Consider the following 17,673-nt stretch of genomic DNA (forward strand, 5'->3'; position numbering starts at 1 on the left):
GGCTAGGTGGCTCGAAAGGCGTCGGCCTCAGGCCGACAGGAAGTCATTGAGCGCGCCGGTAAAACGGTCCGGCGCTTCGAGGTTCGACAGGTGCGAGGCTTGCAGGCCGACCAGGCGCGCGCCTGCGATCCCTGCCGCCAGGGAGCGGGCGTGCGCCACGGTCGTGACAGGGTCGCAGGCCCCCGCAATGACCAGGGTCGGCGCCACGATGCGGCTCAGCTGCATCGTCAGGTCGGCATCCATCAGGGCTTCGCAGCAAGCCGCGTAGCCATCGGGGCTTTGCGCGCGCAAGGTCTTCTGCATCGAGCCGACCAGCACCGGCTGGCGCGCCGCGAAGTCAGCGGTGAACCAGCGCGCCGGCGCGCCGGCCGCGATCTCGCCCATGCCGTGCGCGCGCACCGCGGCGGCGCGTTCGCGCCATCCGTCCGGCGTGCCGATACGCGACGCGGTGTTGGCCAGCACGAGCTTGTCCAGGCGCTCGGGCGCATGCGCGCCCAGCCACTGGCCGATCACGCCGCCCATCGACAGGCCGACGAAGTGGGCGCGTCCGATGTCGAGATGGTCGAGCACGGCCAGCACGTCCGCGCCCAGTTGCGCGATCGTGGCCGGTCCCGGCGGCGCGCTCGAGCCGCCGTGGCCGCGCGTGTCGTAGCGCACGACGTGAAAGCGCAGGGACAGCACGGCCGCTTGCGCATCCCACATCGACAGGTCGGTGCCGAGGGAATTGGACAGCAGCACCGCGGGGCGGCGGCGGTCGCCGTCGCAGCGGACATGCAGGGTGGCGCCGTCGACTGGAATGGTCGCCATGTTCACCCCTGGTCGCCGCCACCGACCGGCAGCACGCTGCCGGTGATGTAGGACGCCTCGGCCGAGGCGAGGAACAGGATCGCGCCGACCTGCTCGTCGATCGTGCCGTAGCGGTGCATCAGGCTCGAGGCGAGCGTCTGGTCGACGATGCCCTGGTACCAGACCTGTTCCTGTTCGCTCAGCGGTTCCGGGTTGCGCGGCACCACGCGCGGGGGCGCCTCGGTGCCGCCGGTGGCCACGCCGTTCACGCGGATGCCGTCCTGCGCGTGCTCGAAGGCCAGGCTCGCGGTCAGCGCATTGACGCCGCCCTTGGCCGCCGAATACGGAATGCGGTGGATGCCGCGCGTGGCCACCGAGGACACGTTGACGATGGCCCCGCCGCGCTGGGCGATCATGGCCGGCAGCACCGCGCGGCAGCACCACAGGGTCGGAAACAGCGAGCGCCGGATCTCGGCCTCGATCTGCGCTTCGGCGTATTCCTGATAGGGCTTGGCCCAGATGGTGCCGCCCACGTTATTGACCAGCACATCGATGCGGCCGAATTCGCGCAGGGCCGTCCCGGCCAGTTCGCACGCCCCGGCATAGGTCTCGAGGTCGACGTTCGCCAGCGTCACCAGCGCGCCCAATCCCTGGGCCTCGGCCCCGACCTCTTCCAGCAGCCGCGCGCGGTCGGCCAGCACCAGCTGCGCCCCTTCCCGCGCCGCCGCCAGGGCCACGCCGCGGCCGATCCCCTGGGCCGCGCCGGTGACGATCATCACCCGGTCTTCGAAACGTCGACGCTTGTCCATGCTCATGCTCCTGCTCATGCTCCTGCTCCCCCGTTCGGCGAGAATTTCTCGTAGTGGAAACTGGCGGGCGCGACCCCGGTCTCGTTCAGCCAGCCGCGTACCGCATCGACCATCGGCGGCGGGCCGCACAGATAGACGTCGACCGCGCCGCCATGCATCCAGCCCGGCTCGACATGGGCGGTGGCATAACCCTTGCGCGGGTGGGTGCTCTCGGGCGCGGCCACGCAGCTGACGTAAGTGAAATTGGCATGTGCCGCCGCGATGCGGTCGAGTTCATCCAGGCCGACCAGGTCGCATTCGTTGGTCACGGCATAGACCAGGCGCACCGGATGGGGAAATCCCGTCTTCTCCAGCGACGCGAGCATCGACAGGAAAGGGGCGATGCCGGTCCCGCCGGCCAGGAACAGCACCGGGCGCGTCACGGGCCGCAGGTAGAAGCTGCCGAAGGGACCGAGGAAGGTGATGGCGTCGCCCGCCGCCGCCTGGCCGGCCAGGTAGCCGCTCATGCGCCCGTCGGGGACGTTGCGCACCACGAATTCGACGCGGCCGGCGCCGGGCGCCGAACTGAACGAGTACGAGCGCGTCAGCGCCGTCCCTGGAATCTGGACGTTGACGTACTGGCCCGGCAGGAAGCCGGGCGCCGCGCCCTCGTCGACATCGATGGCGAAGCGGATGGTCGAGGGCGAGAAGTGCTCGACCGTGGCCAGCTTGCCCTGGTAGCTGTGCGCCCCCGACTTGCAGGCTTGCGAGGTCGCCAGGATCTTGACGACGCAGTCCGAGGTCGGCCGCATCTGGCAGGCCAGGACCACGCCCCTAGCGGCATCCTCGGGTTCGAGCGCGTCTTCGATATAGCTCGCTTCGGGCATGTCGTAGCTGCCCGACTCGCAATGCGCGCGGCAGGTGCCGCAGGCGCCGTCGCGGCAGTCGAGCGGAATGTTGACCCGCTGGCGATAAGCGGCGTCGGACAGCTTCTCGTTCTCGTTGCACGCGATGAAGCGGGTGATCCCGTCTTCGAACTGCAGGGCGATGTGATGGCTCATCGTCTGTCTCCTCCCCGGTCTCCCCGGGTTTGCATGGCGTTAAATGTGGTACACGTCGATGACCTGGTGGATGTAGTCGTTCTTCAGCACGATGTACTTGTCCAGGATGCGCGGCGTCTCGCCGCCGAAATCGATGCGGTAGCGCGACATGCCGAAATGACTGAAATCGGTCTTGTAGCGATGGCTCAGCGTGTGCCAGTTGAAGCGCACCGTGAGCACGGCGCCTTCCTGTCGCTCGACTTCGATGTTGGCGATGTTGTGGCTGGTGCGCGTGTCCGGCACCGTCGCGCTCGAGCGCTCGGTCTTGATCCGGAACACGCGGTCTTCCAGGCCCTGGCGGGTCGGGTAGTAGATCAGCGAGATCTCGCGCTGCGGGTCGCTGACCAGCTGGCCGTCGTCGTCCCAGGATGGCATCCAGAACTGGGCGTCCGGGTGGTAGCAGTCGAGCCAGGCGTCCCATTGCTCGTCATCGAGCAGGCGCGCCTCGCGGTACAGGAAGGCGGCCACGTCGGCGATGGCGATCGGGTTCATGCCTGCGCTCCCTGCGCCTTGCGGGCGCGCTGCATGACGCCCAGCCAGTACCGGTGCTGGACCGTGTACAGGCCTTCGTCCTCGGTACGCGCGCCGCTCAGCACCGGGGCCAGGCCGATTTCCCTGGCCGCCTCGTCCGGCCCCTGGATCCAGTGGGTGGCGCCGCGGCACATGTCGTTCCAGGCCATGGCGCTGCCGGCATAGCCGCTCTGGCAGGCGCGGAATTCTTCCAGGTCGTCGGGCGTCGCCATGCCGCTGACGTTGAAGAAGTCCTCGTACTGGCGGATGCGGCGGGCGCGCGCCTGGTCCGACTCGCCCTTGGGCGCGATGCAATAGATGGTCACCTCGGTCTTGTCGACCGCGATCGGGCGCAGCAGGCGGATCTGAGAGCCGAACTGGTCCATCAGGTAGACGTTCGGGTACAGGCACAGGTTGCGCGAGCGGTTGATCATCCAGTCCGCGGTCGGCTTGCCGAACTGGGCGGCATACTCGGCATGGCGCGGGTAGTTCGGCCGGTCTTCCGGATTGGCCCACTGGGTCCAGAGCAGCATGTGGCCGTGCTCGAAGGCGTAGAAACCGCCGCCCTGGCGGCCCCACTTGCCGGCGTCCATGGCGCGGATCTTGTCCTCGCGCTCGGCCGGCGCTTCCTTCCTGCGGCTGGTCGTGGCGGCGTAGTTCCAGTGCACCGCCGAGACGTGGTAGCCGTCGGCGCCATTCTCGGCCTGCAGCTTCCAGTTGCCTTCGAACGTATAGGTCGACGCGCCGCGCAGCACTTCCAGCCCGTCGGGCGACTGGTTGACGATCATGTCGATGATCTTCGCCGCTTCACCGAGGAATTCCTCGATCGACGGCACGTCCGGGTTCAGGCTGCCCAACAGGAAGCCCTTGTAGTTGGCGAAGCGCGCGACCTTCTTCAGGTCGTGCGAGCCTTCCTTGTTGAACGACTCGGGATAGCCGGCGTCTTCCGGGTCCTTCACCTTCAGCAGCTTGCCGCTGTTGTTGAAGGTCCAGCCGTGGAAGGGACAGGTATAGGTCGCCTTGTTGCCGCGCTTGAGGCGGCACAGCTGGGCGCCGCGGTGGCTGCAGGCGTTGATGAAGGCGTTCAGCTCCCCCTGCCGGTTGCGCGCGATGAACACCGGCTGGCGGCCCATGTGGGTCGTGTAGTAGTCGTTGTTGTTCGGGATCTGGCTTTCGTGCGCCAGGTAGATCCAGTTGCCCTCGAAGATGTGCTTCATTTCGAGTTCGAACAGGCGTTCGTCGGTGAAGGCGCTGCGGTGCAGGCGATAGTCGCCGCGCGCGTGGTCTTCGACCAGCAGCGCATCGAGGTCGAGCCCCGCGGCGGCGGCCGGGTCCGGGGAACCCGCGGACACGGGATGAATGGGAATCATGGTGTTCTCCTGGTGGTCCGGGTTCAGGCGGCGGCGCGCTGGCGCTCGACTTGCGCCGGCGGCGCTGTCGCGACCTCGCGGTGCAGGTGGAAATCGAAGTCGATCGACGCGAACGGCTTGTCCAGGCCACGCTCGGCAATGGCCGCCGGGTCCGTGACGCGCGTCAGCGGCGGCACCAGGCCCTCGCGGCTGGCAAAGGCGAAGTCGTCCCACAGGTATTCGTCGCCGTCGATGTTGATCTGGGTAGTGAGCATGCGCTGGCCCGGCGCGCTCACGAAGAAGTGGACGTGGGCCGGACGCTGGCCATGCCGGCCCAGCTGGTCGAGCAAGGTGGCGGTACTGCCGCCCGGTGGACAGCCGTAGCCCTTCGGCATGATCGACCGGAAGGCATAGCGGCCCTCGCCGTCGGTGATGATCGTGCGGCGCAGGTTGAACGGCGACTGGGTGCTGTCGAAGAAGGAGTAGTTCCCGACCAGGTTGGCGTGCCAGACTTCGACCTTCGCCCCCGCGACCGGCTGGCCGTCGGCGTCGAACACCGTGCCCTGCATGAACAGCACTTCGGCCCGGTCCGATACGGTGCCGTCGTCCAGGCGCGCGAAACCCCGGCTTTCCGGCGCACCGGCCACGTACAGCGGGCCTTCGATCGTGCGCGGCGTACCGCCTTCGATCCCGGCGCGCGCCTCGGCTTCGTCGGCGCGGATGTCCATGAAGCGCTCCAGGCCGAGACCCGGGGTCAGCAGGCCAAGCTCGTTGTTCTTGCCGGCGTTGGTGAGGAACTCGACACCCTTCCAGAATTCGGCGGGCTCGATATCGAGGTCTTCCATGGCCTTGCACAGGTCGGACACGAGGCGCAGGACGATCGCCTGCACACGCGGGTTGGCGGGGCGGTCCGCCGCGTCGACGATCCACGCCTTGGCCAGCCGGTCGATTTCTTGATGGTTCATGGTTGTCTCCTGATGGTTGTTTGAAGGATTAAAGATCGCCGGCGCGCACCGAGGACGGGTGCCGGCACATGGGTGTGACCTCGATGCGCATGTACGGGAACAGGGGCAGCGACAGCAGCAGCGCGTGCAGCTCCTCGTTTCCGGGCACGTCGAAGATGCTGACGTTGGCGTACTTGCCGGCGACGCGCCAGAGGTGGCGCCAGCTGCCCTCTTCCTGCAGGCGCCGCGCGAGCGCCTTTTCTTGCGCCTTCAGTGCATCGGCCTGGTCGTTCGGCATCGAGGGCGGCAATTGGACTTCCATCGTTACGTGAAACAGCATGGCGAACTCCTCCGGGTGATGTGTTACTGGCGGCGCATGCGGCGCAGTTTGTCGGCATCGATCCGCACGCCCAGGCCGGGCTTGTCGGGCACGCGCAACGCGAAGTCGGCGTAGACCAGGGGCTCTTCGAGCAATTCCTCGGTCAGCAGCAGCGGCCCGAACAATTCCGTGTCCCAGGACAGGTCGGTGAAGGTGGAACACAGGTGCGCGGTGGCCGCGGTACCGACGCCGCCCTCGAGCATCGTGCCGCCGTACAGGCCGATGCCCGCCAGCTGGGCCACGGTGGCCACCTGCTGCGCCGGAACGAGGCCGCCGGACTGGGCGATCTTCACGGCGAAGACGTCGGCGCCGCCATTGCGGGCGATATCGAAGGCGTCGAGCGGGCCGTGCAGGGCCTCGTCGGCCATGATGGCCACGTCGAAGCGCGCGGCCAGGCGCCGCAGGGCGGCCCGGTTCTCGGCGCGCACGGGCTGCTCGACCAGGTCGATGCCGCCCTCTTCCAGCGCCGCGATGCCGCGCACGGCCTCCAGTTCGCTCCAGGCCTGGTTGACGTCGACCCGCACGCTGGCGCGCTCGCCCAGTGCGCGCTTGATCGCCAGCACATGGGCCACGTCTTCCTTCAGGCCGCGCGCGCCGATCTTGAGCTTGAAGATGCGGTGGCGGCGCTTTTCCAGCATCGCTTCGGCTTCCGCGATGTCCTGCGCCGTGTCGCCGCTGGCCAGGGTCCAGGCCACTGGCAACGACGCGCGCACCCGGCCGCCCAGCAGTTCGGAAAGCGGCACGCCGAGGCGCTGGCCCTGCATGTCCAGCAGCGCGGTTTCGATGGCGCACTTGGCGAAGCGGTTGCCCTGGATCGTCTTGCGCAGGTGTTTCATCAGCGGCGCGACGCCCGCGCCCTCGGTGCCGACGAGCAGCGGGGCGATGTGGGCATCGATGTTGGCCTTGATGCTTTCCGGGCTTTCCTCGCCGTAGTTCAGGCCGCCGATGGTGGTCGCTTCGCCCCAGCCCTCGATGCCGTCCTCGCAGCGCACGCGCACCAGCACCAGCGTCTGCGTCGTCATGGTGGCCACCGACAACTTGTGCGGGCGGATGGTCGGAACGTCGACCAGCGTGGTTTCGATATCGCGAATCATATTCGGTTCGTATAATGTGTGACGGTGTGTCCACGATATTCCCGAACAAATGGGCCGTCCAACACTGAATTAGTATGGCTTTGATACCCTGGAGGTATGAACATGGAGCTGCGCCATCTGCGCTATTTCGTCGCCGTGGCCGACGAGAAGAATTTCACGCGCGCCGCCGCGCGCCTGCACATCGCGCAGCCGCCGCTGTCGCGCCAGATCGGGCAGCTCGAGGATGAGCTAGGGGTGGTGCTGATCGAGAAGGGGACGCGCCCGCTGCGCCTGACCGAGGCCGGCAAGTTCTTCCACGCGCATGCCCAGGAACTGCTGAACAAGGCGGCCGACCTGAAGGCGATGACCCAGCGCGTCGGCAAGATCGACCGCAAGTTCGCGATCGGCTTCGTGGCCTCGACCCTGTACGGGCTGCTGCCGGAAATCGTGCGCCGCTTCCGCAACCGCTTCCAGTCGGTCGAGATCAGTTTTCACGAGATGACCACCATCGAGCAGTTGCAGGCGTTGAAGGAAGGCCGCATCGACGTCGGCTTCGGGCGCCTGAAAAGCGAGGACCCGGCGATCCGGCGCATCGTGCTGCGCGAGGAGGCGCTGATCGTCGCCCTGCCCGTCGGCCACCGGCTTGCCGCGATCGAGCGCCCCCTGGCGCTGGCGGAAGTGGCGCAGGAAGCGCTGCTGGTGTACCCGCAGAATCCGCGCCCGAGCTTTGCCGACCAGGTGCTGGCCATCTTCAGGGAGCGCAACCTGGTGCCGCAAAAAGTGATCGAAGTGCGCGAGCTGCAGATCGCGATCGGGCTGGTGGGCGCGGGCCAGGGCGTGGCGATCGTGCCGCAAAGCCTGCAAGGCATGATCCGCACCGACGTCGTCTACCGTCCCCTCGACGACGGCCGCGCCGTCTCGCCGATCATCTTCAGCGCGCGCCACATGGACCGCTCGCCGGAACTGGTCAACATGCTCGAGGTGATCTACGAGATCTACGACGAGCTCGGGATCTCCTACGCGAAGCAGGTGCTGTAGGCTTGGTCGTGCGCGCGCCCGGTCATGTCGCGCGCCGTGCCCGGCTGAACAGCGCGCCGACCTGGCGCCCGGCGCGCTGCAGCAACTGCTCGGCATTCTCCATCGCATACGCGAGACTCACCGGCCCCGGCTGGATCGAGAAACATCCGCCGTCGAACGCCGCTTCCAGCTGCGCGTCGGAATCGACCGCGCCGGAGAGCAGGGTCACGGGAATGCCGCTCGCGCGCGCCAGGCGCGCCACCTCGGCCGGGCCCTTGCCGAGCAGGGTCTGGCGGTCCGAGCGCCCTTCGCCGGTGATCACCCAGTCGTAGTCGACGGCGCCGGCGACCAGGCGGTGCGCTTCGAGCACGAATGCGGCGCCGGGACGCAGCACGCCGCCCAGCAGCGCGACGGCGAAGCCGAGGCCGCCCGCCGCGCCGCTGCCTGCGGCCTCGCGCAAGTCGCGTCCGAGCAGCGCGGCGCAGCAGTCGGCGAAGTGCGCCAGCACGGCGTCCGCCGCGGCCGGGTCCTGGAAACCCTTCTGGGGGCCGAACACCATGCTCGCGCCGTCCGCGCCGGTGAGCGGGCTGGTCACGTCGGTCAGGCCGATCAGCCTGAGTCCCTGCAGCCATTCGCTGCCGCGACGGCGCTCCAGGACCCGCACCCGCCCCAGGTTGTCGAACACCGGATCGAGCGGCGCTCCGGCGCCGTCGCGGCAGACGAAGGCCAGTTCGGCCAGCAGTCCGGCGCCGGCATCGTTGGTCGACGAGCCGCCCAGGCCGAGCGCGATCGTGCCGAAACCGCGATCGTGGATGGCGCGGATCGCCTGCCCCACGCCGCGCGTGGTGCGGGCGCCGGGCGGCGCGACGGCCGCCGGCAGGCCGACGATCTCGGCGACGTCGAAGACGGCGAACGGTCCGAGCGCGGGACTATGGCAGGCGGCGAAGGGCACGGCGACCGGCTTGCCGTTGGCGTCGACCGCCTCGACCTCGTCCCACTTTCCCTGCAGGCCCTGCGCGATCGCGCTGGCCGAGCCCTCGCCGCCGTCGGCGATCGGCGCCTCGACCACCACGCAGCCGGGAATGGCGGCGCGCACGCCGGCGGCGATGCTGGCCGCGACCAGCGAGGCCGACAGGCTGCCCTTGAAGGAATCCGGGGCGACCAGCACCCGCACCGGCGTGGTCTCACGTACTGAAGTCATGCATGTCTCCGAAGAGTGGATCGACCGCGCCGGAGCAGCCGGATGGCCGTCATCGAGGACGCTTGCATCCGGATGGCGTTGCAGGCGCCGGCGCCGTTGCTTTTTCGCCATGAAAAGAGTAGCTGAAGCATAGCCGATTTCGACCGCGCCGGGGACGTCGCGGACGCGCCGGCGCGCCGCATCGCGGCGAGGAGGTGGCGCGGCGGCGCCGATTCCGCTAGACGACCTCAGCCGTGCCCGTTTTGATCTGCATCAAGGACATTACGGTTGCCAGGCACCATGCTGGGACCATCGCATTGCGGACGGCCTGGCGCGGGTGGCCGGCCAGGCCGCTTGCCCACCTGCGGGAGCACCCATGAGCTACAAGACCATTCTGGTACATGTCGACGATGCCCCCCAGGCGGCCACGTCGATCGCCCTCGCGGCGCTGCTGGCGATCCGCTTCGACGCCCACCTGCTCGGCGTGGCGACGAGCGGCGTGTCCCGTTTCTTCTACCGCGACGCCGGCGCCGACCTTGCCCGTACCGTGCTCGCCCCGTACATGGACGAACGCCTGCGCACGGCCGAGAGCCTGCTGGCCCGTTTCGAAGCGCTGGCCGCGCGCACCGGCGTGCGCTGGTACGAACGGCGCCTGATCGACGACGAGACCGGCGCCGCGCTGGCCCTGGCCACGCGCTACGCCGACCTGGCCGTCCTCTGCCAGCCGGACCCGGCGCGGCCGAATGCGGCGGGCGGCATCGACCTGCCGGCCTACACCCTGCTGGCCGGCGCCCATCCGCTGCTGGTGGTTCCCTACATCCAGACCGGGGCCGTCGTCGGCCAGTGCATCCTGGTGGCCTGGAACGGGAGCAGGCAGGCCGCGCGCGCCGTCTCGGCCGCCCTGCCCCTGCTGCGCCAGGCCGACAGCGTCGTCATCGCCGTCGTCGGCACGCCACAGGCGCCGGCGCAGTCCGACGATGAACTGCTGGCCTGGCTGGCGTCGCACGACGTGGACGCCGAACTGGTGGCCGACACGACCAGCCTCGAGGTCGGCGATTGCCTGCTGTCGCTGGCGGCCGACCGCGCCAGCGACCTGCTGGTCATGGGCGGCTACGGACATGCGCGCGTGCGCGAACTGCTGCTCGGGGGCGCCACGCGCACGATCCTGAAGACGATGACCATCCCGGTGCTGATGGCGCACTGAGCGGTCGTATGGCCCGCCCCGGCGCCCTGCTATCCGGACGGCGCGGCAGCGCCCGCGGCCTGGCCCGGTTCGTCGGGCACCAGGACCGCGGCGCCGTCGATCGCGCCGGCGCGCAGGCGCGCCAGGGCCAGGTTCGCCTGCGACAGCGGGAACACGGCCGGGGCGGTCGCGACGCGGCCGTCGGCCACCAGCGCGAAGAAGGCTTCGCCATCGGCGCGCGTGAGGTTCGCCACCGAGCGCACGACCCGCTCGCCCCACAGCAGGGCGTAGGGAAAGCCGGGGATATCGCTCATGTGGATGCCGGCGCAGACGACCACCCCGCCCTTGGCGGTGGCCGCCAGCGCCTGGGGCACGAGTTCGCCGGCCGGGGCGAACAGGATGGCGGCGTCCAGCGGACGCGGCGGCGGCTCGTGCGCGGCGCCGGCCCAGCAGGCGCCGAGCGAGCGCGCGAAGCGGCGCGCGCCTTCATCGGCCGCTCGGGTGAAGGCGTACACCTCGGCGCCCTGGCGCACCGCCAGCTGGGCCACGATATGGGCCGCCGCCCCGAAGCCGTACAGGCCGAGGCGGTGCGCGGCGCCGGCCATGCGCCAGGCCCGGTAGCCGATCAGGCCGGCGCACAGGAGCGGCGCGGCATGCACGTCGTCATACGCGTCGGGCAGGCGGAAACAGAAGCGTTCGTCCGCCAGTGCCAGGCTGGCGTAGCCGCCGTGCCGGTCGCGTCCGGTGAAGACGGCACGGTCGCACAGGTTCTCGCGTCCGCCAGCGCACCAGGCGCAGGTGCCGCAGGTTGCGCCGAGCCAGCCGACCCCGACCCGCTCGCCGGGCGCGAAGCGCGCGCACTCCGGGCCGCGCGCCTGCACCACGCCGACGATCTCGTGCCCGGGAACGAGGGGCCGCAGCAGCGTCGACAATTCGCCATCGACGATATGCAGGTCGGTCCGGCAGACGCCGCAGGCACGCACCCGCAGCAGCAGCTCGCGCCCCTGCGGCACCGGGTCGGGCAGCTCGGCCTGGCGCAGTGGCCCGCCGCCGTCGAATACCATCGCTTGCATCGCTGGCTCCGTCGCGCCGGAGGTCCGGCATGCCCGATTATACAGCGCTGGCGCAGCGCGCCTGCGCGGCGCGCGCAGCGGCCGCAGCGTGCCTGTCGCGAAACGCAGGCCGCCATGGAGGCGGCGTGAGCGGGGGCGTGCGCGCCAGCGCGGCGGTGGCCCGGCGGCGCGCCCTGGCCTTGCTGGCGCCGTTGCGCCGCAGGCTCGACGCCGAGGACGAACGCGCGTTCGGCGAGAGCATCGACCGCAGCCTCGAGGCGCTGCTGCCGGTGCTGGGGCCGGCCTTCGGCCTGGTCGTCGTCCTGTTCGGCTTCTGGGATGTCTGGATCGATCCCGTCCCCGCCGGCCCGACCCTGCAGGTGCGCCTGGCGCTGGTGCTCGCGGGCGCGCTCGGCTACGGCCGCTTCCCGCTGGGCTGGACCGTGTTCGCGCGCTGCGTGCTGGTGTACGGCACCCATGCCGGCGCCATGGTGGCGGCGGCCGCGATGCTCGACGGCGGCCTGGCGCTGGCGCTGCCGGGCATCGCGGCATCCATGTTCCCGCTGGCACTGGTCGAACCGCGGCCGCGGCGCTGCCTGGCGGCCATCCTGCCGCCGGCGCTGCTGCTGGCGGCACTGGCGGCCTGGACGCTGCCGCCCAAGCTGGTGGTCAACAGCCTGTTCCTGTTCGCCCTGGCCCTCGCCCTCGCCTGCGCCGTGGCGCAGACCCAGGGCCGCCTGCGGCGCGAGGCTTTCCTGGCCCAGAAAGCCCTGCTGCACGCCTGGCGCCACGACAGCCTGAGCGGCGCGATGTCGCGCAGCTACCTCACCGAGACGGCCATGCGCGACCTGATCCTGGCGCGCCGCCACGGCCGTCCGCTCGCCGTCGCCATGCTCGACATCGACCATTTCAAGCGCGTCAACGACTGCTATGGGCACGAGGCCGGCGACGCCGCGATCCGCGTGCTGGTCGCCACCTGCAACGCCGCCATGCGCGGCAGCGATTACGTCGGACGGATCGGGGGCGAGGAGTTCGTCTGCGTGATGCCCGAGACCGACGCCGCCGAGGCGCTCGCCTGCGCCGAACGCATCCGCGCGCTGGTCGAGGCGCAGCGCCTGCCGGTCGCGGGCGGCACGCTGCGCTTCACGGTCAGCCTCGGGGTCTGCGTGCTCGATGCGCGCCATCCCGACTGGGACGCCCTGCTGCGCGAGGCCGACGGGGCGCTGTACCAGGCCAAGTCCGGCGGACGCAACCGCGTGGTGCTGGCGGCGCCGTCCGGGCCGGTGTTCCCTGCGGAAAATTCTTGAGTTTTTTGATCTGCATCATTCGTGCGCCTGACGCGGCGCCAGCCCCGGCGTAGAGTCGTCCCTGCGCCCCCAGTCACCCTGCCATCGAAAGGATGTCCATGTACAAAACGATCGTGGTGCACGTCGACGACAGCGCGTCGATGGAAAGCCGGCTGCAGGCAGCCGCCGCGCTCGCCGTCGCGCACGGCGCGCGCCTGGTGGGCGTGGCCTCGACCGGCTTGTCCCTGAGCGCCTACGCGCGCCTGGCCGCATTGCCGGCGCTGCCGCCGGCGGACGAATTCGAGGCCTTGCGCCAGGGCGCGCAGGCCAGCCTGGCCCGCTTCGCGGAAGGCGCGCGCGGCCTCGGCGTGGCTGCCACGGGGCAGCGCCTGATCGAGGAAGAAAGCGGCCATGCGCTCCTGCTGCAGTCGCGCTATGCCGACCTGGTCGTCGCCAGCCAGGATGGCGAGGAAGGCGCCGCGCCGCACGGCATGCCCGCCTACGTCGCGCTGCACGGCGCGCGGCCGGTGCTGGTGGTGCCGCCGTCATGGGCCGGGCAGCCGCTCGACGGCCAGATCCTCGTCGGCTGGGACGGCAGCCTGGCGGCGACACGCGCCATCGACGGCGCCCTGCCCCTGCTGTGCCGCGCCGGCAAGGTGCGCCTGGCGCTGGTCAATCCGGACCGCGAGAGCGGCCTGCACGGCGAGGAGCCCGGTGCCGACATGGCCCTGTTCCTGGCGCGCCACGGGGTGCAGGTAGAGGTGCTGGCCGAGCGGACCGCATTGCCGGTCGGCGAGGCGCTGCTGGGCATGGCGCACACGTGCGGCGCCGGCCTGCTGGTGGCCGGCGCCTTCGGGCATGGCCGCCTGCGCGAGATCGTGCTCGGCGGGGTCACGCGCATCCTGCTCGAGCGCGCGCCGCTGCCGGTGCTGCTGGCCCACTGAGGACGAAACCATGAACGAACGCGCATTTCCCGCTTCGACCGTGCGCGAGCGCGATGCCAGCGCCTGGCAGGGCACGCGCCACCCCTATCCGGACACCGATGTCACCCATGCCGCGGCCGACCTGGCCCTGAACGCCTGGATCGGACGCTTCACCGGCCATGTCTCGCCGGCCGCGCTCGGCCTGGCCTGGTTCGACTGGTGCAGCCACCTGCTGCTTTCGCCCGACAAGCAGGTCGAGCTCGTCAGCCACGGCATGACCGCGCTGGGGCGCTGGCTGCAGTATTGCGCGGTCGGCGCCATCGCCGACGCGCCGGGACCGGTGACGCCGCTGGCCCAGGACAAGCGTTTCGACGATCCGGCCTGGCAGCGCTGGCCCTTCAACCTGATCAGCCAGGGCTTCCTGACGCAGCAGCAGTGGTGGCACCGGGCCACGCGCAGCGTGCGCGGCATGTCGGCCCACCATGCCGACGTCGTCACCTTCGTGACGCGCCAGCTGCTCGACTGCGCGGCGCCTTCGAACTTCGTGGCCACCAACCCGGTCGTGCTGCAGACCACCTGCGAGCGCGGCGGCATGAACCTGGTCGCCGGCACCCTGCGCGCCTCCGGGGAAGCCTGGCGCGCGGCGCGCGGGCAGGCGGCGGTGCCCGCGTTCCGGCCCGGACGCGAAGTGGCCGTCACGCCCGGCAAGGTCGTGCTGCGCAACCGCCTGATGGAATTGCTGCGCTACGAACCGTCGACGCCCCAGGTCCATGCGTCGCCGCTCCTGATCGTGCCGGCCTGGATCATGAAGTACTACATCCTCGACCTCTCGCCCCACAATTCCCTGGTGCGCTACCTGGTCGGGCAAGGCCATACCGTCTACATGATTTCCTGGAAAAACCCGCGCGCCGAAGACCGCGGCATGGGGCTGCACGACTACCGGTGCCTCGGCGTGATGGAAGCGCTCGACGCCGTCGGGCGCGACAGCGGCGCATCCCGGGTCAATGCATGCGGCTATTGCCTCGGCGGCACGCTGCTGGCCATCGCGGCCGCGGCCATGGCGCGCGAACGGGACGAGCGCCTTGCCAGCCTTACCCTGCTGGCGGCCCAGGTCGATTTCACCGAGCCGGGCGAGCTGTCGCTCTTCATCGACGAGAGCGAAGTGAGTTTTCTCGAGGCCACGATGTGGAGCCAGGGCTACCTCGACACGCGCCAGATGGCGGGCGCCTTCCAGCTGCTGCGCTCGAACGACCTGATCTGGTCGCGGCGGCTGCGCCATTACCTGCTCGACCTGCCCGACCGCGAGACCGACCTGATGTCCTGGAACGCGGACGCCACCCGCATGCCCTTCCGCATGCATTCGGACTACCTGCGCCGCCTGTTCCTCAACAACGACCTCGCCAGCGCCCGCTACCAGGTCGACGGCAAGCCGGTTGCGCTCACCGACATCGAGGTGCCCATCTTCGCCGTCGGTACCCGCACCGACCATGTCGCGCCATGGCGCTCGGTGTACAAGATCGGCCTGCTCAGCGATGCCGAGGTCAGTTTCCTGCTGACCACCGGCGGCCACAACGCGGGCGTGGTCGCGCCGCCGGGCGGCGCCGGGCGCAGCTACCAGCTCGCTACCCGGGCGCCGGACGCGCCCTATATCGATCCCGAGCGCTGGCAGCAGGAGACGCCCCCGCGCGAGGGCAGCTGGTGGCCGGCCTGGACCGCATGGCTGGCGCACCAGGCCGGGCCGCTGGCCGCGCCGCCGCCGATGCCGCCCGGCCTGGGGCCTGCGCCTGGCGAATACGTGCTGGCGCGCTGAGCGGCTCAGGCGGCGCGCATGCCGCGCGTGAAACGCGCCAGCGCCGCCCCGAACAGCACGGCGCCGATCGCCAGCAAGGCCAGGCAGGCGGGCCAGACCACGTCGAAGCCGGCGCCGCGAAACAGGATGGCCTGGCTCAGCTCGACGAAATGGGTGGTGGGCGCGGCCAGCATCAGTTCGCGCAGCACGAACGGGATGCTTTCGCGCGGGGTGGTGGCGCCCGAGAGCATCTCCAGCGGCAGCAGCGCCAGGATCACCAGCAGCCCGAATTGCGGCATGCCGCGCGCCAGGGTCGCCAGCAGGATGCCGAGCGAAGTGGTGGCGAACAGGTGCAGCAAGGTGCCGCCGAGAAACAGCAGGACCGACCCCTGCAATTGCATCGCCAGCAGGCCGCGCACGACCCCGAGCAGGGCAATGACGGTGGCCAGCATGACCACCGCGGCCATCGACCACAGCTTGGCCAGGAGGATTTCCAACGGCAGCACCGGCATCACCAGCAGGTGCTCGGCCGTGCCGTGCTCGCGCTCGCGGATCAGGGCGGCGCCGGCCAGGATCACCGACAGCATCGTGATGTTGTTGACCAGTTCCATCAGGCCGCCGAACCAGGACGGCGTGAGCGCCGGATTGAAGCGCGCGCGCAGCGCCAGCGTCACCGCGGGCGGCGTCTCGCGCCGCACGCCCTGGAGGAATGCGGCCACCTCGCCCAGGGCGATCTGCTGCACATACACGCTGCCGGTAAAGGCCTGGCTCATGCGCGTGGCGTCCACGTTCAGCTGCAGGCTGGCGGCGCGTCCGGCCAGCACGCGTCGCTGGAAGCCGGCCGGGATGACCAGCACGAAGGTGGCGTCGCCGCGGTCGAGGCGCGCATCGGCCTGGCCGAGGTCGACCAGTTCGGGCGGCACGAACTGCGGCGGCACATAGGCGTTGCGGATGCGCAGCGACAGCGGCGACTGGTCTTCGTCGACGATCGCCAGCGCGGCCCGGTTAAGGGAGTCGGGATGGGCGGTCGCGGCCACGTACACGGCCAGCGTGAAGGTGTAGACGATCAGGCCGAGCAGTACCGGGTCGCGCGCCAGGCTCCACCATTCCTTGATGCCCAGGCGCCAGACCTTGGACCAGGACAGGCGCATGTCAGCGCTCCTGCTTGGGCAGCAAGGCGATCGCCAGCCCCATGATCACGGGGATCGCGCCCAGCAGGGCCAGCATGTCGCCGGAAAGCTCGGCCAGTCCCAGCGCCTTGGCGAACACGCCGCGGCTGATGGTGAGCATGTGCGAGGCCGGATAGGCTTCGCCGATCACGCGCCCCGCGCCTTCGAGCGCCGCCACCGGGTTGATCAGGCCGGCGAACTGGATGGCCGGGACCATGGTGCCGATCATGGTCGAGAAAATCGCCGCGATCTGGCTGCGCGTGAAGGTCGAGGCCAGCAGGCCGATGCCGGTCGAGCAGATGCAGAACAGGAACACGGCCAGCGTCAGCGCCGCCACGCTGCCCTTGAGCGGCACGCCGAAGACCGTCACCGCCATCAGCGTCATCACCAGGTAGTTCGCCATCGCCAGCACCACATACGGCGCCTGCTTCCCGATCACGAATTCGCTGCGCCGCAGCGGCGTGACATACAGGTTGACGATCGAGCCCATCTCCTTTTCGCGCACCACGGCCAGCGCCGCCTGCATCGCCGGCAGGTTCAGCAAGAGCAAGGCGATGATCGCCGGCACCATCGCGGGCAGGCTGCGCACGTCGGGGTTATAGCGAAAGCGCGTTTCCACCGCCACCGCCGCGCCGCCGGTCCTGGCCGCGCCCGGCGCGCGCGCGGCCAGCCAGTGCTGGTGCATGCCCTGCACATAGCCGGCCACGGTTTCGGCGCGCACCGGATTGGCACCGTCGATCCAGGCCCCGATCTCGGCCGGGCGGCCGCGCGCCAGGGCGCGCGCGAAGCCGGGCGGGATCTCGAGCGCCAGCGCCAGTTCGCCCGACCGCATGCGGCGGTCGAGCGCCGCGTAGTCCTCGATCGGCGCCTGTTCCAAAAAATAGCGCGAGCCCGACAGGTTCAGCGCATAGTCGCGGCTGAGCGTGGTCTGGTCGCGGTCGAGCACGGCGTAGCGCAGGTCCTCCACGTCCATGCTCAGCCCGTAGCCGATGACGACCATCAGCAGCAGCGAGCCGAGCATCGCCAGCACGGCCCGTACCGGATCGCGCCGCAATTCCAGCGCCTCGCGGCGGCTGATGCCGGCGGCGCGGCGCCACCAGCCGCCGCCGGCGGCCCTGCGCGGCGCGGGCGGCGGCGGCGCAGGC

General features: G+C 70.2%; 17 protein-coding genes. 5 read left to right on the plus strand and 12 right to left on the minus strand.

Annotation, left to right across the window (positions count from 1 at the left end; translation table 11 throughout):
- Positions 1-27: 27 nt before the first annotated feature.
- The 8 genes from pcaD to ACFPOU_RS16000 are packed head-to-tail and all read right to left on the minus strand — an operon-like array spanning position 28 to position 6,950.
- Positions 28-807, minus strand: a complete 780-nt coding sequence (gene pcaD, locus ACFPOU_RS15965) for a 3-oxoadipate enol-lactonase (RefSeq protein WP_379723252.1) — start codon at positions 805-807, stop codon at positions 28-30.
- A gap of 2 nt (positions 808-809) precedes the next feature.
- Positions 810-1,595 (minus strand): 1,6-dihydroxycyclohexa-2,4-diene-1-carboxylate dehydrogenase, encoded by a 786-nt coding sequence (locus tag ACFPOU_RS15970; protein ID WP_379723255.1) that lies wholly within the window; start codon positions 1,593-1,595, stop codon positions 810-812.
- 14 nt (positions 1,596-1,609) lie between these two features.
- The gene (benC, locus tag ACFPOU_RS15975) at positions 1,610-2,635 is read right to left on the minus strand and encodes a benzoate 1,2-dioxygenase electron transfer component BenC (protein WP_379723258.1); all 1,026 of its coding nucleotides are present in this window, start codon (positions 2,633-2,635) and stop codon (positions 1,610-1,612) included.
- A 39-nt stretch (positions 2,636-2,674) separates the two neighbouring features.
- Entirely contained in the window at positions 2,675-3,166 is a 492-nt protein-coding gene (gene benB / locus ACFPOU_RS15980; RefSeq protein ID WP_379723261.1) for a benzoate 1,2-dioxygenase small subunit, read from the minus strand.
- Positions 3,163-4,554 carry a benzoate 1,2-dioxygenase large subunit gene (benA, locus tag ACFPOU_RS15985; RefSeq protein WP_379723264.1) on the minus strand — a complete coding sequence of 464 codons (1,392 nt, stop codon included), beginning with the start codon at positions 4,552-4,554 and terminating at the stop codon, positions 3,163-3,165. The genes benB and benA overlap by 4 nt, the downstream gene beginning before the upstream one ends.
- Positions 4,555-4,577: 23 nt before the next feature.
- A complete protein-coding gene (catA, locus tag ACFPOU_RS15990; RefSeq protein WP_379723267.1) occupies positions 4,578-5,498 on the minus strand; it encodes a catechol 1,2-dioxygenase in 921 nt (306 codons plus the stop codon).
- Positions 5,499-5,526: 28 nt separating this feature from the next.
- Positions 5,527-5,817 carry a muconolactone Delta-isomerase gene (gene catC, locus ACFPOU_RS15995; protein WP_379723270.1) on the minus strand — a complete coding sequence of 97 codons (291 nt, stop codon included), beginning with the start codon at positions 5,815-5,817 and terminating at the stop codon, positions 5,527-5,529.
- A gap of 23 nt (positions 5,818-5,840) precedes the next feature.
- Positions 5,841-6,950 (minus strand): muconate/chloromuconate family cycloisomerase, encoded by a 1,110-nt coding sequence (locus ACFPOU_RS16000; RefSeq protein WP_379723273.1) that lies wholly within the window; start codon positions 6,948-6,950, stop codon positions 5,841-5,843.
- 102 nt (positions 6,951-7,052) lie between these two features.
- Here ACFPOU_RS16000 and ACFPOU_RS16005 point away from each other — a divergent pair, with 102 nt between their 5' ends.
- On the plus strand, positions 7,053-7,967 hold the full coding sequence (locus ACFPOU_RS16005; RefSeq protein ID WP_379723276.1) for a LysR family transcriptional regulator: 915 nt from the start codon (positions 7,053-7,055) through the stop codon (positions 7,965-7,967).
- A gap of 22 nt (positions 7,968-7,989) precedes the next feature.
- On the opposite strand, the gene ACFPOU_RS16010 is transcribed toward ACFPOU_RS16005, so the two are convergent.
- Positions 7,990-9,147, minus strand: a complete 1,158-nt coding sequence (locus ACFPOU_RS16010; RefSeq protein ID WP_379723279.1) for a glycerate kinase — start codon at positions 9,145-9,147, stop codon at positions 7,990-7,992.
- Positions 9,148-9,502: 355 nt separating this feature from the next.
- Between ACFPOU_RS16010 and ACFPOU_RS16015 the strand changes: the two genes are divergently transcribed.
- On the plus strand, positions 9,503-10,330 hold the full coding sequence (locus tag ACFPOU_RS16015) for a universal stress protein (RefSeq protein WP_379723282.1): 828 nt from the start codon (positions 9,503-9,505) through the stop codon (positions 10,328-10,330).
- A 29-nt stretch (positions 10,331-10,359) separates the two neighbouring features.
- Here the strand turns inward: ACFPOU_RS16015 and ACFPOU_RS16020 are convergent, their stop codons facing one another.
- Positions 10,360-11,382 carry a zinc-dependent alcohol dehydrogenase family protein gene (locus ACFPOU_RS16020; protein WP_379723285.1) on the minus strand — a complete coding sequence of 341 codons (1,023 nt, stop codon included), beginning with the start codon at positions 11,380-11,382 and terminating at the stop codon, positions 10,360-10,362.
- A 29-nt stretch (positions 11,383-11,411) separates the two neighbouring features.
- Between ACFPOU_RS16020 and ACFPOU_RS16025 the strand changes: the two genes are divergently transcribed.
- The 3 genes from ACFPOU_RS16025 to ACFPOU_RS16035 all read left to right on the plus strand — a co-directional run bounded on the left by ACFPOU_RS16025 (position 11,412) and on the right by ACFPOU_RS16035 (position 15,380).
- Positions 11,412-12,668, plus strand: coding sequence for a GGDEF domain-containing protein (locus ACFPOU_RS16025; protein WP_379723288.1), 1,257 nt, complete (start codon positions 11,412-11,414; stop codon positions 12,666-12,668).
- A 98-nt stretch (positions 12,669-12,766) separates the two neighbouring features.
- A complete protein-coding gene (locus ACFPOU_RS16030) occupies positions 12,767-13,591 on the plus strand; it encodes a universal stress protein (protein ID WP_379723291.1) in 825 nt (274 codons plus the stop codon).
- A 10-nt stretch (positions 13,592-13,601) separates the two neighbouring features.
- Positions 13,602-15,380, plus strand: coding sequence for a PHA/PHB synthase family protein (locus ACFPOU_RS16035; RefSeq protein WP_379723294.1), 1,779 nt, complete (start codon positions 13,602-13,604; stop codon positions 15,378-15,380).
- A 5-nt stretch (positions 15,381-15,385) separates the two neighbouring features.
- Here the strand turns inward: ACFPOU_RS16035 and ACFPOU_RS16040 are convergent, their stop codons facing one another.
- Both ACFPOU_RS16040 and ACFPOU_RS16045 read right to left on the minus strand, forming a co-directional pair.
- Entirely contained in the window at positions 15,386-16,510 is a 1,125-nt protein-coding gene (locus tag ACFPOU_RS16040) for an ABC transporter permease (RefSeq protein WP_379723297.1), read from the minus strand.
- A 1-nt stretch (position 16,511) separates the two neighbouring features.
- On the minus strand, positions 16,512-17,673 hold a 1,162-nt coding region (locus ACFPOU_RS16045), incomplete at its 5' end, for an ABC transporter permease (RefSeq protein WP_379723300.1).

This window comes from Massilia jejuensis (assembly GCF_042656795.1).
Lineage (GTDB): Bacteria > Pseudomonadota > Gammaproteobacteria > Burkholderiales > Burkholderiaceae_D > Telluria > Telluria jejuensis.

Coding starts and splice junctions, on each gene's coding strand:
- pcaD (WP_379723252.1), bottom strand. CDS start 807: ATGGCGACCATTCCAGTCGACGGCGCCACCCTGCATGTCCGCTGCGAC.
- ACFPOU_RS15970 (WP_379723255.1), bottom strand. CDS start 1,595: ATGGACAAGCGTCGACGTTTCGAAGACCGGGTGATGATCGTCACCGGC.
- benC (WP_379723258.1), bottom strand. CDS start 2,635: ATGAGCCATCACATCGCCCTGCAGTTCGAAGACGGGATCACCCGCTTC.
- benB (WP_379723261.1), bottom strand. CDS start 3,166: ATGAACCCGATCGCCATCGCCGACGTGGCCGCCTTCCTGTACCGCGAG.
- benA (WP_379723264.1), bottom strand. CDS start 4,554: ATGATTCCCATTCATCCCGTGTCCGCGGGTTCCCCGGACCCGGCCGCC.
- catA (WP_379723267.1), bottom strand. CDS start 5,498: ATGAACCATCAAGAAATCGACCGGCTGGCCAAGGCGTGGATCGTCGAC.
- catC (WP_379723270.1), bottom strand. CDS start 5,817: ATGCTGTTTCACGTAACGATGGAAGTCCAATTGCCGCCCTCGATGCCG.
- ACFPOU_RS16000 (WP_379723273.1), bottom strand. CDS start 6,950: ATGATTCGCGATATCGAAACCACGCTGGTCGACGTTCCGACCATCCGC.
- ACFPOU_RS16005 (WP_379723276.1), top strand. CDS start 7,053: ATGGAGCTGCGCCATCTGCGCTATTTCGTCGCCGTGGCCGACGAGAAG.
- ACFPOU_RS16010 (WP_379723279.1), bottom strand. CDS start 9,147: ATGACTTCAGTACGTGAGACCACGCCGGTGCGGGTGCTGGTCGCCCCG.
- ACFPOU_RS16015 (WP_379723282.1), top strand. CDS start 9,503: ATGAGCTACAAGACCATTCTGGTACATGTCGACGATGCCCCCCAGGCG.
- ACFPOU_RS16020 (WP_379723285.1), bottom strand. CDS start 11,382: ATGCAAGCGATGGTATTCGACGGCGGCGGGCCACTGCGCCAGGCCGAG.
- ACFPOU_RS16025 (WP_379723288.1), top strand. CDS start 11,412: ATGCCCGATTATACAGCGCTGGCGCAGCGCGCCTGCGCGGCGCGCGCA.
- ACFPOU_RS16030 (WP_379723291.1), top strand. CDS start 12,767: ATGTACAAAACGATCGTGGTGCACGTCGACGACAGCGCGTCGATGGAA.
- ACFPOU_RS16035 (WP_379723294.1), top strand. CDS start 13,602: ATGAACGAACGCGCATTTCCCGCTTCGACCGTGCGCGAGCGCGATGCC.
- ACFPOU_RS16040 (WP_379723297.1), bottom strand. CDS start 16,510: ATGCGCCTGTCCTGGTCCAAGGTCTGGCGCCTGGGCATCAAGGAATGG.